Source organism: Bacillus cereus group sp. MYBK108-1, assembly GCF_051917185.1.
In the GTDB taxonomy this organism is placed as follows: Bacteria; Bacillota; Bacilli; order Bacillales; family Bacillaceae_G; genus Bacillus_A; species Bacillus_A cereus.
In genome coordinates, this window is the sequence record NZ_JBQAHZ010000039.1 from 1 (window position 1) to 15,257 (window position 15,257).

A 15,257-nucleotide genomic window follows, 5' to 3' on the forward strand; every position below is an offset into this window, starting at 1 on the left:
TCGGATTAAATCCTTGAACGAGCGTTAACTTTAAATCCTTCGTAAATTTTGTCATACAAAAAACTGCACCTCCAATTGTTAGACTGTGTCTAACAATTGGGGTGCAGTTCACACCCTGAACGGCTTTTCTTATTAAGTTAAATCACGTTTTAAAAACACAGTATATGAAATACATAAAAATACGAACAAATAAAGTAGCAACATACATGATGCAAACGGGAATGTTACTCCATCAATAAAACTTCCGTTCTTTGAAATACTATATAAATCTGTGTTTGCTGGCAATAAATATTTCGCCCAGTTATATCTAGTGGCTGCTAATAACGCAATATTGCCTGATAAAGCAAGGAATAGTGAAATACCAATTGCACCTCCACTAGATCTCGTTAACACAGAAATCATAAATGCAAACGATGCGTACACAACCGTTGGTAACCACGATAAAACATAATATTTACTTGCTTCTACAAAAATGTTTTGTTTTATTATATTTCCATCTTGGAAAATAAACTCACTCCATGCAGGCTGTTGGAATTTATAAATAACAAGTCCACATAAAGCGGAGAAGATCATATTAAATATAAATAATAAAGCTGCAAATATAACGATTGCTAAAAATTTTGCTGTTAAAATTTTAAAGCGACTCGCTGGTCGTATCGTTAAAAATTTATATGTTCCCCAGCTATATTCATTCGCAAAAATTGTACTTGCATACACGAGGATAAATGGGAGCAAAATTGGAAATACGATAAAACCTGTATCTCTCATGAAAGAAAGTGGAGAACTGCTTGCCGGTGCTGTATCCGTATCTAAATGCTTCATCTTAAGCTGGTATTCTTTTACAAGCTCATCCCCTGATTTTTCTGCTAAAATAGCTTCTTTTTTCATGCCAAGCTTTTTCTCAATTTCTACAGTTCGTTCTGTATAATCTACTTTCCATCCTTTTGTTTCCGGTTCAAAATACTTTACCGTAACCCATCCTAATCCGATTATTAATACTGCAATAACTGCAAATGGAATAATCGTTCGCTTCCGCTTAAATATTTTATACAGTTCGTTATATACTAAATTAAACAATATCTTTTCCCCCTGTTAATTCTAAAAATTGCTCTTCTAACGTTTTTCTTTCTTCATATACACGATACACTTGAATATTTTTCTCAAGCAATGTACGAATAACATTTGGGATTTCTTCATCTTTTACATTAATAAGTAATTCATTATCTTTTACTAAAACATCATGCCCTAATATTTCTGCTGCTTTATTCGCATCATCTACACGTATACGGATCGTCTCCATCTCTTCGCTTTGGCTATGCTGAATATTTTGCGTAGCCACATATTCCCCGTGCTGAATAATGATAACTCTGTCACACATTAATTCAACTTCTGAAAGTAAGTGACTTGATACAAGTACAGCTTTTCCTTGTTCATGTGCAATTTTTTTTATGTACATTCTCATTTCATGTATTCCACTAGGGTCTAATCCATTTGTCGGTTCATCTAGTATCAACACGTCTGGATTGTGAATAAGCGCCTGAGCGATTCCTAAACGTTGTCTCATGCCGAGTGAATACGCTTTTACTTTGCGATCAATTACTTGTCCCATCCCTAACAATTTCACTACTTCATCGATACGTTCTTCAGTCACATTACCATTCATTCGTCCGAAATATGTTAAATTTTCATAGCCACTCAAAAAAGGATAAAATTCAGGTGTCTCAATTACCGCTCCAATTTTCGCAGCGGTTTTTTCGAATTGCTGTTTCACAGATTGACCATCAATCCATACTTCACCTTCTGTCATACGGATCATACCAACCATCATTCTCATTAAAGTCGTTTTTCCAGCACCGTTTGGTCCGAGTAAACCGACAACCTCGCCTTTTTTCACTTCAAAACTAATATTTTGTACAAGTGTCTTTGATCCGATTCGCTTCGTTAACCGATCGACTTTTACAATTGATTGTTCATTTGTCATTCTATACAACCTTTCCTTCCCATTCTTTGTCAGGTCTTTTCACTGTAACATGATTATTTTTATGTGTAAAATAGAAAAAAGCATGATTTCTCATGCCCTTTCTTTAAACCGCAACGAATTTTCACCCTTTAAACTTCGAACAAATCGATAACATTGCATCATCGATATTAAAACGACAGTCATAATAATTATACTAATAATTACAACTGCATATATTGTAATTGGCGCACTATTTATTCCTTGTATCCCTGCGATTTTCATAAAGATAACCGTGAATAATTTCAAAAATAGCATCCCATTAATTAATCCGAAAACAAATGCTGCTCCATAAATGAATAATTGCTCCTGACATAATACACATAGTACCTCTTTTCTTTTCATATTTTCTGCTACATAAGATGTAAACTCCTCCCTCCTCACATGCAAAAGAGAGTACATCATTTTATATGTAGTAAAAATACATATGAAAATTAATACAATAAAAAGTGTGTAAAAATACATTTGAAATACAAATGCATCCCCTACTTTCAAAATAGCTCCTTCATTAAATTGTAACGATATCATAAAAAACAAAATCATAGTACTCATAGCAATCCACATAAATTGCTTCATCCTTTTGGTAGCAAATGTTCTAATATTTTTTCTCGCTAACCGACATAAAGACATAACATTCTTCCCCTACCTTATTACATACACATTCTATACTACTAGTGTATAAAAATATGACATTTTAAACATCGCACTACAATCGGAATTTCTTCTAAGTCTTTAGTCCTAGAAAACGAAATGATAAAAAAATCACATTTAGAATATAATTGTAAAAAGGAGGAGATTGCATGCGTATAAAATTACTATCAATCTTGTCTTTATTATTACTCACAAGTTGTAGCCAACTAAAAAACAATGAAATTGCCATTGTTGAGCCATACAAATTAACAAAAGAGCAAGCTTCTATTTTACAAATGACTCCTTTTCAAGAAAGAAATAGCATGTTTTATAACGTTACGCTTAAAAATGATAAAGATGAAATAAATGCTACAATTGATTATTATAACAATGGTAAAAAAACAAAAGAAATTGCTAATATAGCTACCTCACATTTTTCAAAAAAGAAAGTAAAGCTTTCTTTTTTACCACCACATTTCCAATTCGATAAAGATATACAAGAAAAAAGGCAGTGGTATATGAATATTGAAGGTGGTTCAACGCTTGTTCATGAAGAAGAACCACGAAGCGTAAATAGCTCTGCAACTACTACAATTCAATCTATAAAAAATTTAAAATACAATCAAAAAACAACTTTAGCTGCTGTAATTCAAACCAGTAAAGAAACTGTAAGCGTTCCTACCATTGATGAAGAAACAGGTATTGATCTACTCTTAAAAGAAAATGAACACGTTTATCTATTTAGTATCGAGCTAAAAAAAGAACAATAAAGCGGAAATGCAACTTAAGTTGCATTTCCGCTTTATTGTTTAATAAGGTGTACTTTTATAGATTTGAATTAAATCCATTTTCTGTTACTACTATTATTCATCTTCTACTTCTATTCTTTTCTTCTCTCTTGCAATTTTTAAAAACTCTAGCAGCTCTGGATTACTATTCATTTTTTTGTAAGCCACTGACATTTCTGCCACAAAATTAGAATCATATAACTCTTTATATACAACTTCTGTTTTATATAACTTATTTGCCGATACGGGTATTACTGTAATTCCAATCCCTGCTGCTACAAGCCCCATAACTGTTTGATACTCTGTTGCTTCTTGTACAATGCGTGGACTAAATCCAACTTCTCTGCAAAGAGATAAAATTGTATCATACAAAGCTGGCCATACTGGTCTCGTAATAAATACAAACGGCTCATCTCGTAAATCTTCTATATGTATTTCATCTTTCTCTGCAAGTGGATGTGCCTTTGGTAAACATAAGGTGCAAGATAACCTTTGAATTGGCTCTAATTCTAATAATTGTGTTGGAATTGGTGGACGTAAAAAGCCAATATCGATACGGTTATCATGAAGTGCATGAACTTGATCTGGTGTTGACAATTCATGTAATGCAACAGACACTCTCGGAAATTTCTTTCTATATTCCCTAACAATTGATGGTAAAATATCATATATCGCCGCACCTACAAAACCAATTGAAAGTGATCCTACTTCTCCCCTTTGTGCACTTTGTGCAACTTCTACTGCTTTTTCAATTTGTTCAAACGCTTTTTTTACTTCTTTTAAAAACATTTCTCCTGCTTCTGTTAGTTCAACCTTTCTTTTCGTTCTTGAAAATAATGTAACTCCCATTTCTTTTTCTAATTGCTGTATTTGTTGACTAAGTGGTGGTTGTGTCATTTGTAAACGAGCAGCTGCCCGTCCAAAGTGTAACTCTTCTGCCACAACAACAAAATATTGCAAATGCCGTAATTCCATTTTTGGACACCCTTTTCACTTTCGATTAATACGTCTAATATATTAATACCATATAATTTATATATTAGACAAATATTTCGAATGAACGTATAGTAGAAATTGTTAATTCTTTTTTACAATTTTTATGTAAAAAAAGAAAGAGGTGGTTACTGTATGAAATGGTGGAAGTTAAGCGGACAAATTTTATTACTATTTTCTTTCGCTTGGACAGGTGAATGGATTGCAAAACAGGCACACCTCCCAGTTCCAGGAAGTATAATCGGTATTTTTTTATTATTAATTTCATTAAAATTTAACCTAGTTAAAAAAGAATGGATACAGGACGGAGCAGATTTTTTATTAAAAGAACTTATTTTATTTTTCATCCCTTCTGCAGTCGCTGTCATACGTTACAGAGATACACTAACACAATATGGAATCGATCTCATTTTAATTATTATGATTAGCACTCTTTGCGTTACCTTAGTTACAGGACTTTTAACAGAATTGCTACTAAAGCGGAAAGGATCAACGCAATGATCGGATTTCTTTGTTTACTATTAACACTATTCACATATTGGATATCAAAAAAAATGTATCAACGTTGGAATTGGAGTCTACTTTCTCCTCTTCTCGTCTGTCCCATTATTTTAATTGCTTTATTGCTCGGATTAAATACACCTTATGAAACATATGAATCTGGTGGTCACTGGTTAACTGAATTATTAAAACCCGCAACAGTTGCTTTTGCATGGCCAATCTATAAATACTTTGATTTATTAAAGAAACATGGAATGGCTATCTTACTTAATGTCATTGTCGGTTCGTTTTTATCAGTCATTACTTCAGCACTACTAGCAAATTATTTTCAAATTGATTCATCACTAGAACATAGTTTAGCGCCACATATCGTAACAACACCAATCGCAATGGCTATTTCAGAAATGATTGGTGGCATGTCACAATTAACTGCTGTATTTGTCGTTTTAACTGCCTTAACAGGAGCATTGCTCGGTCCTTCTCTCATACGTATTTGCCGTATTAAAACAGCAATCGCAAAAGGTATTATGTTAGGAACAAGCGCAAATGGAACCGGTACATCAAAAGCATTCGAAATCGGTCCTGTGGAAGGAACAATTGCAAGTTTATCTATGCTTTTAACAGCAGGCGCTAGTTTAGTTATCGTTCCGCTTTTCTTGTCTTGGATACATTAAAGAAGCAAGTATTTACATACTTGCTTCTTTATCTATATATTGGCACAGCAATTCATAATCCTCTGGAAAAGCTAAACACAATTGTTCAACTTCATGTATCCCTTTCCAAGCAATTTCATGTATTAACTCATCAGGATCTTGGATTTTCATATTACCGCCTATTTGTTTAACAAAATAATAATGGACATACACTGGAACACCGTATGTAATACCCTCTTTTTCATATATTTTATTTACAACTTCCACATTGTAACCTGTTTCTTCCCAAACTTCCCTAATACAACATTCTTCTAGTGTCTCTCCCTTTTCAAGTCCTCCACTTGGGACAGACCACCTTTTTTCTTCTCCCTCTTTTCCCTGCAGTACCATTAAAACTTCATTTCTTTCATTTACACATACCGCTGCACTACCTATCCATCTCTCCATAAACATCCCTCCCCTACTAAAATTCGCCCTCTTTTTTATTTTCCCCTTGAAAAAAAGAGGAAAATAATAAAACAATGACGAAAAATTACATCAACTTCATAGACAATCCCTTTTTAGAAATTAAAACTGGAAGGATGAAAATATGATTTCTAATTATGTTGTGGAATGTGTCTTTTGTGAAAAAAATCGAAAGCCTCGCCAAGCTATTGTCACCGTTCCCGCCACTACTCAGCTACTAGCCATTGAAAAAGTGCGTGCAGAATGTAAACGTCGTTTCGGAAAAGCTTTATTATTACAAACAGAAATTAAAGAAGAAATAGTTTTTGAACAAAAAGAAAGCTGACCATCAATTGGTCAGCTTTCTTATCCGATCATATTTTCACATGAAGATTAGGGGCATCCTCTTTAAGGATCGGGATTTTCCCATTATGTACGTTCCATAATGGTCATCGAACAATATATTTCTATGCAATTAACTATTGAATAGAATAGGGCAAAACTTGTTCGCATTTTTAGAAAAGGGATAGGGATATAATTCAAGTAGTACTTCGAATACTCGAACTTTACACTCATAATATTAAAACAAATCCTTTTATATGGGAAATATGAATTACCTACATAATTCATTCGTAAAATATATTAATAGTTTGCTATATTAATTTTATCCCGCTATTTGTAAGCAGTCCCCCCTACTTATTATAATTTCACTTTATTCCATCAATAGCATACATCCAGCTAAAACCGGTGTCATAATCATCGAAAACCTCAAAAGCATTCGCGGTGCATAATTTGTAAACTTCGCGCCAATATATGCCCCTAACATGGTCCCAATTAATACTTGCAATAACAATATATAATCTAAATATCCTTCCGAACTATATCCTAGCCCGCCTCCAATTGCAATCGGTAATATAACAAGCATCGTTGTCCCTACAGATTGCTGAATCGTTAGTCCCAATAGAACCATTAATCCAAGTTGAATAAACGGTGCAGAACCAATCCCAAATGAACCAGCCATCATTCCAGTAACTAATCCAAGGCATATACATTTCAACAAGTAGTTAACGGGAAACTCTTTATGTTTATATAAAGACGACTGTTCTTTGTTTTGGAACATAATTAATTTAATAAACATAAAAATTGCCGATAAAAATAACATCCCAGCTGTAAACCAATGAAGAAGATGAGCTGGTATAAGTGAACCAAATTTAGAACCAATATAAGAGCCAATTGCGCCAAATCCCCCAACAATCCCGCCTATAATAAGTGCTACATTGCCTTCACGGTAATGACTGACAACACCTGATAATGTCGTAAACGCCATTGCGGTTAAAGATGTTGCAAGAGCAACATGAATAGGAATATGGAATACTAAAGTGAGTATCGCGATAATAAACCCAGCTCCTCCAGCTCCAACAAATCCTAATAAAATACCCATTACTAACATTGTTATAATAATTGCCACAGACTTTCCCTCCAGTAACACAATTATCCATCATATTTATCCTTACATACAAATAAAAAGCATCCTAAACGGATGCTTTTTATTTCAATGATATGTACTTAATCTTGATTAATCAAAATAACCGCTGGACCAGCGACTACTACTCCAGCTACTTCTATCTTTTCAAATTCCTTTACTGTAATAGATATAACTCCTTCTCTTTCCATCAATTCTTTACTCAGGACATCAGTCGGGATTGCTTTCACCGTCTTACCTCCTTTTCATTTATACAATATGATAAAGTGAAACTTTCATCAGTGGGTTTTTTGTCCGTACTTATTGATTATTAACCCTCAGCAATCGGGCGAATAATCACCCAATGCATCTATATATATGCATCACCTCCGCTTTCATTCCTTATTCCACTCAAAAACCTTCTCCCCCTTCCTTGACATATTGAAAAATAAAAAAGAAGCTATAACATATAGCTTCCCTCCACGTTTCTTTAATCTTTATACACCGTATATTCCATAACTTTACCATCTCTATTAAATTGTAAAACAAGCTGTTCGCTATCTATTGGAATAAAGCCACGTTCAGTCCCAAGATAATACAAAGTGATAACTCCTTCTTCCCCACTTCTCGTTTCCGTTGGGGCTCCTAACAATTGTGTAATTTCTTCATTTGATTTCCCTATTAATTTATATTTTTGTAATAGATCATCTACCATATGTACCCGCTTATCTGCATGATTTAACCATCTATTCTGATTAAACTTTGATGTATATTCATTTACACTTAATTGTACAGTGCACACTATTAATGGTATGAGTGCTACTATTAAAACCCCCAACATTTGCTTCTTTTCTTCATTACGATTTTTAGAAACATATAAAATAACCCTTTGAATCATGACTAATAAAACAAATGGTATGAATACTACAAAAATGCTGCTTACACTTAAGGGTATATGGACCATATCAATGACGAATATAAATACAATGTACATTACTATATACAAACAAAAATAGCCATACAAAATGCTACGCAGCATATCGTTCAGAAAGATCTCCCCTTTTAACTCACTATATAGTTCATCCGGCTAATCATTTCTCGAATCTGTTCTAATTCTTGCTCTGTATATACTACTGTCCCTGTTAAGATTTCATTTCTGAAGAACGTTACAATTTGCTCCCGATCTTTTAATCTAGGTGTTTCCTCACTAGAAAGGTCTACTATTGCTTTTCCATTTTTATTATAAAAATATACAACTGGTTTTACCTTTTCTTTTATACTATTAGCCTGCATTTCATTCAAACAATTGTATAAAATTTTAGATAGTTTCTTCGCCTTATATACTGGATTCCCTTCATTTTTCACTTGTATAGTTGACGAATCTTTACCTACTATATATTCAAATGTCTCTTCTTTATCAACTTCTTGTTGATACTTACCCATTTCATCAATCATAAATGAATATATACCAGCATTTTCTTTCGTTAAACCATGAATTAATTTCTCGTTCCATTCTTTCGTCTCCAGTAGATAAATACCAGTTTTGCACAAGATGAGATGATGGATTCTATTATCGTTTATTTCACTATTATTTTTAATAAAAACATTCGGCATGACTTGAATTTCAGCATCTAATATGATACCTTGCTCTATGAATCCTCGCTTCATATAATGTAATGTTTCGTACGTATTCATTTCAGCACCGTTTTTAGTATATTCTCGTAAATTTGCAATTAATTTTTGAAACATATGTATTTCGTTATTATGTTTATTTTGCATTTCACTACGTTCTTTACTATGCTGCATAGCTAATTGATTTTTCATCATACGCATATTTTCAATTTCTCTATTTGCACTTACTTGTAAATCATTGTATTTTTTCTGTTCCATATTTTTTAAATTATTTTGTTGTTCTTTATGCTCTATCACTGTAGCTGCAATTTCATTTTTATACGTTTCAATCGCTTGTTTCTTTTCAAATTCTACTTGCTGACTCTCTGATTCTAACTGTTTATTTTTATAAAACAGCACAAATGCTACAGCTAATAATATTAAAATCGCACCTATTAGCACATAATTCATATTTTTACTCCTTTATTTCATTTTCGATTATTTTTTATAAATATATCTACTATAGTATACTATGGTTTCGATATAGACTTTGTAAAAGTTGTATATTTTTAATAAAAGGCACCTCTGACGGGGCACCTTTTATTTTCACTCTATTGTACACCATACTGAATATAACTCGGATCGTAGTATATCCATTGATTTGTCCCTAAGCAAAGCCATCCATCTTGCTTACTCCATACTCGATACGATTCACCCTGATGTAACTGTCTTATAACATTTCCATTTAATGATGGAGCATCACGCAAATTTACATTATCACCAGTAATAGTCGCCACATAATGTTTATACTGAATATAACTCGGATCATTATATACCCACTGATTTGTCCCTAAACAAAGCCATCCATCTTGTTCTCCCCAAACTTCATATGTTTCGCCACGATTCAATTGGCGAATTACACTAGACTGTAAAGATGGTCCACTTCTCAAATTCACATTATCTCCATTAATTATAGCAACCCCGTACACTGGAGTTGCATTATTAGGCGGGGAAACATTACCTCCACCACTTGCTCCATTCCCTTTTAAAGCTTCTAATGAAACTGCAGCTGATACATCACAATTTCCTACGCCTGAAATTTGTCCAGAATCTGTGTACTGCCACGCTGTCCATCCACCAGCATCAGCAGGCGGTGTACTCGAGTATTTAGCAATCCAAAGCGGTATATCACTTAATCCGCTAATTCTGAACTCATTAATATACCAAACTCCTGTATATAACATTACATCTTTTCCAGTAGCCTGTTTCACATAATTTATGAAGCTTCTTGCCCAATTCGATATAGCGTTACCAGTTAAATTACTGTTGCTCGGATCTGTTGGTGATTCTAAATCCAGAACTGGCATTAAGTCTGTCTGGTTACTTTGTAATATACTCACAAAATATTTCGCCTCTGAAATTGCATCATTTTGTTCTGGACGTGCAAAATGGTATGCACCAATTAATACATTCGCACTTCGGGCTGCTTGTACATTTTTAGTAAAAGTAGGATCAATGTAGTTTACACCTTCTGTCGCTTTTGCATACGCTGCTGGAATTCCAGATGCCTTCACTGCATTCCAATCAATATTCCCTTCCCAATGAGACACATCAATAAACGTAACATTTGAACTTGATCTGTTTTACATATAAAATCTCCTATCAATTTTTTTACTTCGTATACATACAATATGTACAAGTTTCATAAGAGGACACGACATTTATGCTATAGAAACAAAGAGTAAACATATTTTGTATACAAAATAAAAAAGACCTTGTGTTACAAGGCCTTTTGCAAACTCACTTTATTTTGTAGCAAGTACATATTATAATACAAACCTTGCTCACTTAGTAATTCTTGATGTGTTCCTCTTTCTACTATCTCCCCATCATGCATCACAAAAATTTGATCAGCATCTTGAATTGTAGATAACCTATGCGCAATGGCTATCGTCGTTCTACCTTTTCGCATTTGTTGCAACGCTGTTTGAATAGCCTCTTCTGTTTCTGTATCGATATTAGCTGTTGCTTCATCTAATACTAATACTTTCGGATTCGTTGCTATCGTTCTAGCAAAAGCAATTAATTGTCGTTGACCGCTTGAAAATGCTGCACCTCTTTCTACTACTTCTGTTTCATACTGTTTTGATAACTTTTCAATAAACGTATTCGCTTGCACAAATCGAGCAGCTTCTTTTACTTCTTCATCCGTAATTTCTTCATTATACATACGAATATTTTGCTTTACATTACCAGCAAATAAAAATGCATCTTGCAATACGAGTCCTATTTTCTTTCTAATTTCTCGTTCTTCAAATTTTTCTAAATCTACACCGTCTATTACAATATTTCCTGACTTAATATTATAAAATCGCATTAACAAATTCATAATCGTACTTTTTCCGCTACCAGTATGCCCAACAAAAGCAACCGTTTGCCCTTGTTTCACGTGAAATGATACATTTTTTAAAACGTCACGCTTTCCATCATATGAAAAAGTAACATTTTTAAATTCAATATCTCCATCCACGACTTGAGGATTCTCATTGCCTTTTTGAACCGGTGCTAAATCTTTCTCGTCCATTAAATGAAATACACGTGATGACGAAACAAGTGCCTGTTGGAAAAAGGACAATTTCATCATCATCTCATTTACAGGTTGGAAGAAACGATGTATATAGTTAACAAAAGCATATAAAACTCCTACTTCAACAGGGCTCTTTAAAGCATCAATCCCAAATAAACCTAGTACTAACGCAATAGCTACAATATGCACTAAATCCGTAGCTGGTCGTAAAAGTAATGCGTCTAACTTCAAAGTACGTCGCCCTGCACTATAATGTTTATTATTCACTTCTTCAAACTCTTTTCTCATACGTTTTTCTTGTCTGAAAACTTGAACAATATTCATTCCTTGTATGGACTCGTTCAACTTTGCATTTAACACGCTTAGTTGATTACGTACTTCTAAATAAAAAGCTGCACTTTTCCGGCGATATAATACCATAATCGCAAACATTATCGGAATTAATACGAGAGAAAATAGCGCTAATTTTACATCTAATAAAAACATCGCTACTAAAATGCCTACTAAAAAGACTACATTTTTCACAAATGTTGATAATACACTGACATAAAAATCTTTAATCGCTTCCGTATCATTCGTTATACGAGATACGAGCGTACCAATTGGCGTACGATCAAAGAAACTTAATGACAGCTTTTGAACATGTTCATATACTTCAACTCGCATATCTTGAACAATCTTAAAAGCAATGTTCTGAAAGTACAATAGATTTAAATACGTAAATAATACTTTTAATAAATGAGCAACTATGTAAATTACAAATAAAGTAACGAGCGCTGATCGTTCAAAATCCCGCGGTACTAGGTGTTCATCGAGGAATTGTTTAATTAAAAAAGGACCCATCATTTCCGTTACTGTCGCACCAACTAAAAAGATAAATGCTAAAGATAGCAACCCTTTATATGGCTTCATATAGGAAAGCAATCTACTTAAATCACTTCGCTTCTTCTCTACCATCATACGCCTCCTTTCTCGACTAAAGCTTCTAATTGCTGGCTTTCATACATTTCCTTATACCAGCCGTTTTCCTTCATTAATTCCTCATGTGTACCTCTTTGTACAATTCTACCTTCATCAACAACAAGAATAAGATTGGCATGCTGAATTGCACTTAATCGGTGTGCAGTAATAATCGTCGTTTTCCCTGCTCTTTCCCTCTTTAAGGCACTTAAAATCGTCTCTTCTGTTTTTGCATCTACTGCTGATAAACAATCATCCAAAATTAAAATTTCAGCATTTGTTAATAAAGCACGAGCAATAGAGATTCGCTGTTTTTGACCACCAGATAACGAAACACCTCTTTCCCCTACTACTGTTTCATATCCTTCTGAAAATTGGAGGATGTCATTATGAATACAAGCAATCTCTGCAGCTTCGGTAATTTCATTATATGTAGCATCCGCCTTTCCAAAGGCAATATTCTCACCAATACTTGCTGAAAATAAAAAATGATCTTGCGGCACGTATGAAATGGCAGAACGGACACCATGAAGTGTTATATCTCGAATATCTCGCTTCCCAATTTTTAATTCACCATTAAAATGATCATACTCACGGATTAAACATTTTAATAAAGTCGTTTTCCCTGCGCCTGTACGTCCTACAACTCCTAGTGTTTCACCCTTCTTCAAATCAAAGTGAATATCGGTTAAATGTAACAATTCATTTTTCTTATACGAAAATGAATCAACGGCAAACGAAACATTACCGCTCGCTATTGTATGTACAGCATTTTCGCTATTTACTACATCTGATTTTTGTGAAAGAATTTTTTCTACACGGTCATATGATGCACGCCCACGCTCCATAATATTGAACAACCACCCAAACGCTAACATTGGCCAAACGAGGGTACCTAAATACGTCGTAAATGTAACGAGATCACCTACTGTTAATTCACCTCTTACAACTAATACCGATCCATAACATACTGCGATTAAAAAAGAAAATCCAACGATAAGAGAGATTGTCGGATCAAATAACGAATCAATACGTGCAACTAACACATTTTTATGTACAACATCTTCTGATTTTTTTCGAAACGCCTGCAAATCTTCTTTCTCTTGTCCAAGAGACCGGATTACCTTCATCCCACTCATACTCTCTTGCACTTTATCATTGATTTCCGAAAACGATTGCTGTGCTTTATGAAACCTTTTATGTAATAACGTTCCATAATAATTTGTCGAAATGGCTACAATCGGCATTGGAATTAAACTTAATAATGTTAACTTCCAACTAATTGTAAAACCCATCGCTACGAGTACACATCCTCCGACAGCTAATGAGTCAACAAGCGTCAAAACACCCGCTCCAGCAGTTTGCTGGATCGCTTGAATATCATTGGTCGCATGTGCCATTAAATCACCTGTTCGATTTGACTGATAGAAAGATGGACTCATCTTTGTAAAATGTTCATATAAATTTTTTCGTAATTGGCGAGCTAATTTTAATGAAGACCCGAAAATCATAATACGCCATATGTAACGTAATATGTACATCGTAATACCTACAATTACTAATAATACAACCCATTTTAGTAACTTATCGGTCGTCAATGTTCCATCATTAATTTCATCTACAACGATTCCAATTACTTTTGGTGCTACAAGTTCTAGAAGTGCAACGCCAAACAATAAAATAATTCCAGTTATGTACGCTCGTTTTTCTTGTTTAAAAAACCACGCTAAATTCATAAATACTTTCATTTTTTTCCTCCTCCCTTAAAATGAGCGATGTTTTCAGTTTACCAAAAATACAGAATTTTTAAAAGTTTTAAAAACTATAACTAACAAAAAGAAAGACACTCTTAGCGAGTGTCTTTTAGCGCTTATTTCATTTGTTGCTTGTTCATCGCGCTCATCATTTGATTGATTTTCTTTTGGGAAGGTTTTTGTCCCATTTGCATCATCATCATTTTTAACATTTGTTCGTTAATTGGTGGATTTTTTTGTAAGTAATTCATCATGTATTTGCGGGCAATGAAAAATCCTAACGCCACGCCTGCTACTAGTGCTACTACGCCCACTAGAATACCTAACCAAATTGGCATATATTTTCCTCCTTCATGTTGTCTACCTTACAGTGTACTAAAACCTTTTCAATAAGACAAGATACAATTCGACATTTTTTACACATATGTTCGTACTTGTTTTAGAGGATTCAGCCATCCGTACTTTGTATTTTCATAATCCATCGCTAAAAATGTTAATTCACACTTTCTTAACACCTCAAAGAATGTCGTTTCCATAGAGACATTTCCAGAGGTATTCATACGAATATAGTGCGGTTTCACCATTATTTCGCCGTACTCCGCTCCCGTATAAAGTGTATGTGTATGATGTGTTCTATCATATTTACCAAGAACGCGCAAAGCTTGTTCTAATTTATGATGAATTTTCATTACTTGCAATGGCATCGTTATATACATCATTTGCTTATATAACACTTTTTTCTCCGAAAGGGACCCAGATTCTGAAAATCGAGCAAATAAATCAAAAAACAAATATTCACGACCAAAATAAGCTTTCGCAATATCCTCTTGAATTAAATACAATTCATACGTTTTCAT

18 protein-coding genes are annotated in these 15,257 nt (G+C 33.9%); 4 read left to right on the forward strand and 14 right to left on the reverse strand.

What is annotated here, in order from left to right; genetic code table 11:
- Positions 1-132 precede the first annotated feature (132 nt).
- The 3 genes from ACTFSL_RS29075 to ACTFSL_RS29085 all read right to left on the reverse strand — a co-directional run bounded on the left by ACTFSL_RS29075 (position 133) and on the right by ACTFSL_RS29085 (position 2,647).
- On the reverse strand, positions 133-1,077 hold the full coding sequence (locus tag ACTFSL_RS29075; protein ID WP_000482759.1) for an ABC transporter permease: 945 nt from the start codon (positions 1,075-1,077) through the stop codon (positions 133-135).
- Complete coding sequence (locus ACTFSL_RS29080; protein ID WP_000180624.1) at positions 1,070-1,981, reverse strand: ABC transporter ATP-binding protein; 912 nt, start codon at positions 1,979-1,981, stop codon at positions 1,070-1,072. Before ACTFSL_RS29080 ends, ACTFSL_RS29075 begins: the two co-directional genes overlap by 8 nt.
- Before the next feature lie 90 nt (positions 1,982-2,071).
- Entirely contained in the window at positions 2,072-2,647 is a 576-nt protein-coding gene (locus ACTFSL_RS29085; RefSeq protein ID WP_000050625.1) for an FtsX-like permease family protein, read from the reverse strand.
- 170 nt (positions 2,648-2,817) lie between these two features.
- Here ACTFSL_RS29085 and ACTFSL_RS29090 point away from each other — a divergent pair, with 170 nt between their 5' ends.
- Positions 2,818-3,417 carry a hypothetical protein gene (locus tag ACTFSL_RS29090; protein WP_001220627.1) on the forward strand — a complete coding sequence of 200 codons (600 nt, stop codon included), beginning with the start codon at positions 2,818-2,820 and terminating at the stop codon, positions 3,415-3,417.
- A 93-nt stretch (positions 3,418-3,510) separates the two neighbouring features.
- Here ACTFSL_RS29090 and alsR read toward each other — a convergent pair whose 3' ends face one another.
- Complete coding sequence (gene alsR, locus ACTFSL_RS29095; protein ID WP_000423234.1) at positions 3,511-4,410, reverse strand: acetoin biosynthesis transcriptional regulator AlsR; 900 nt, start codon at positions 4,408-4,410, stop codon at positions 3,511-3,513.
- Between the two features lie 153 nt (positions 4,411-4,563).
- Between alsR and ACTFSL_RS29100 the strand changes: the two genes are divergently transcribed.
- A complete protein-coding gene (locus ACTFSL_RS29100) occupies positions 4,564-4,929 on the forward strand; it encodes a CidA/LrgA family holin-like protein (protein WP_000872376.1) in 366 nt (121 codons plus the stop codon).
- Positions 4,926-5,603, forward strand: a complete 678-nt coding sequence (locus ACTFSL_RS29105) for an LrgB family protein (protein ID WP_000578962.1) — start codon at positions 4,926-4,928, stop codon at positions 5,601-5,603. Before ACTFSL_RS29100 ends, ACTFSL_RS29105 begins: the two co-directional genes overlap by 4 nt.
- A 12-nt stretch (positions 5,604-5,615) precedes the next feature.
- On the opposite strand, the gene ACTFSL_RS29110 is transcribed toward ACTFSL_RS29105, so the two are convergent.
- Complete coding sequence (locus ACTFSL_RS29110) at positions 5,616-6,029, reverse strand: NUDIX hydrolase (RefSeq protein WP_000442982.1); 414 nt, start codon at positions 6,027-6,029, stop codon at positions 5,616-5,618.
- A 142-nt stretch (positions 6,030-6,171) separates the two neighbouring features.
- On the opposite strand from ACTFSL_RS29110, the gene ACTFSL_RS29115 reads away from it, so the two are divergent.
- Complete coding sequence (locus ACTFSL_RS29115) at positions 6,172-6,372, forward strand: DUF3903 domain-containing protein (RefSeq protein ID WP_000625227.1); 201 nt, start codon at positions 6,172-6,174, stop codon at positions 6,370-6,372.
- A gap of 366 nt (positions 6,373-6,738) precedes the next feature.
- Here ACTFSL_RS29115 and ACTFSL_RS29120 read toward each other — a convergent pair whose 3' ends face one another.
- From ACTFSL_RS29120 to sirA, 9 genes are all read right to left on the reverse strand, one after another.
- Positions 6,739-7,494 carry a sulfite exporter TauE/SafE family protein gene (locus ACTFSL_RS29120; protein WP_000974657.1) on the reverse strand — a complete coding sequence of 252 codons (756 nt, stop codon included), beginning with the start codon at positions 7,492-7,494 and terminating at the stop codon, positions 6,739-6,741.
- A 98-nt stretch (positions 7,495-7,592) separates the two neighbouring features.
- Complete coding sequence (locus ACTFSL_RS29125; RefSeq protein WP_000644411.1) at positions 7,593-7,739, reverse strand: BC1881 family protein; 147 nt, start codon at positions 7,737-7,739, stop codon at positions 7,593-7,595.
- 239 nt (positions 7,740-7,978) lie between these two features.
- Positions 7,979-8,527 carry a hypothetical protein gene (locus ACTFSL_RS29130; RefSeq protein ID WP_088338320.1) on the reverse strand — a complete coding sequence of 183 codons (549 nt, stop codon included), beginning with the start codon at positions 8,525-8,527 and terminating at the stop codon, positions 7,979-7,981.
- A 23-nt stretch (positions 8,528-8,550) separates the two neighbouring features.
- Positions 8,551-9,570 carry an NERD domain-containing protein gene (locus ACTFSL_RS29135; protein ID WP_001110270.1) on the reverse strand — a complete coding sequence of 340 codons (1,020 nt, stop codon included), beginning with the start codon at positions 9,568-9,570 and terminating at the stop codon, positions 8,551-8,553.
- A gap of 140 nt (positions 9,571-9,710) precedes the next feature.
- The gene (locus tag ACTFSL_RS29140; protein ID WP_000020118.1) at positions 9,711-10,709 is read right to left on the reverse strand and encodes a GH25 family lysozyme; all 999 of its coding nucleotides are present in this window, start codon (positions 10,707-10,709) and stop codon (positions 9,711-9,713) included.
- A 170-nt stretch (positions 10,710-10,879) separates the two neighbouring features.
- Complete coding sequence (locus ACTFSL_RS29145; RefSeq protein WP_440042830.1) at positions 10,880-12,643, reverse strand: ABC transporter ATP-binding protein; 1,764 nt, start codon at positions 12,641-12,643, stop codon at positions 10,880-10,882.
- A complete protein-coding gene (locus tag ACTFSL_RS29150; protein ID WP_000862451.1) occupies positions 12,643-14,394 on the reverse strand; it encodes an ABC transporter ATP-binding protein in 1,752 nt (583 codons plus the stop codon). The genes ACTFSL_RS29145 and ACTFSL_RS29150 overlap by 1 nt, the downstream gene beginning before the upstream one ends.
- A 122-nt stretch (positions 14,395-14,516) precedes the next feature.
- Complete coding sequence (locus tag ACTFSL_RS29155; RefSeq protein WP_001123317.1) at positions 14,517-14,738, reverse strand: YneF family protein; 222 nt, start codon at positions 14,736-14,738, stop codon at positions 14,517-14,519.
- A gap of 78 nt (positions 14,739-14,816) precedes the next feature.
- Positions 14,817-15,257 carry a sporulation inhibitor of replication protein SirA gene (gene sirA, locus ACTFSL_RS29160; protein WP_000860645.1) on the reverse strand — a complete coding sequence of 147 codons (441 nt, stop codon included), beginning with the start codon at positions 15,255-15,257 and terminating at the stop codon, positions 14,817-14,819.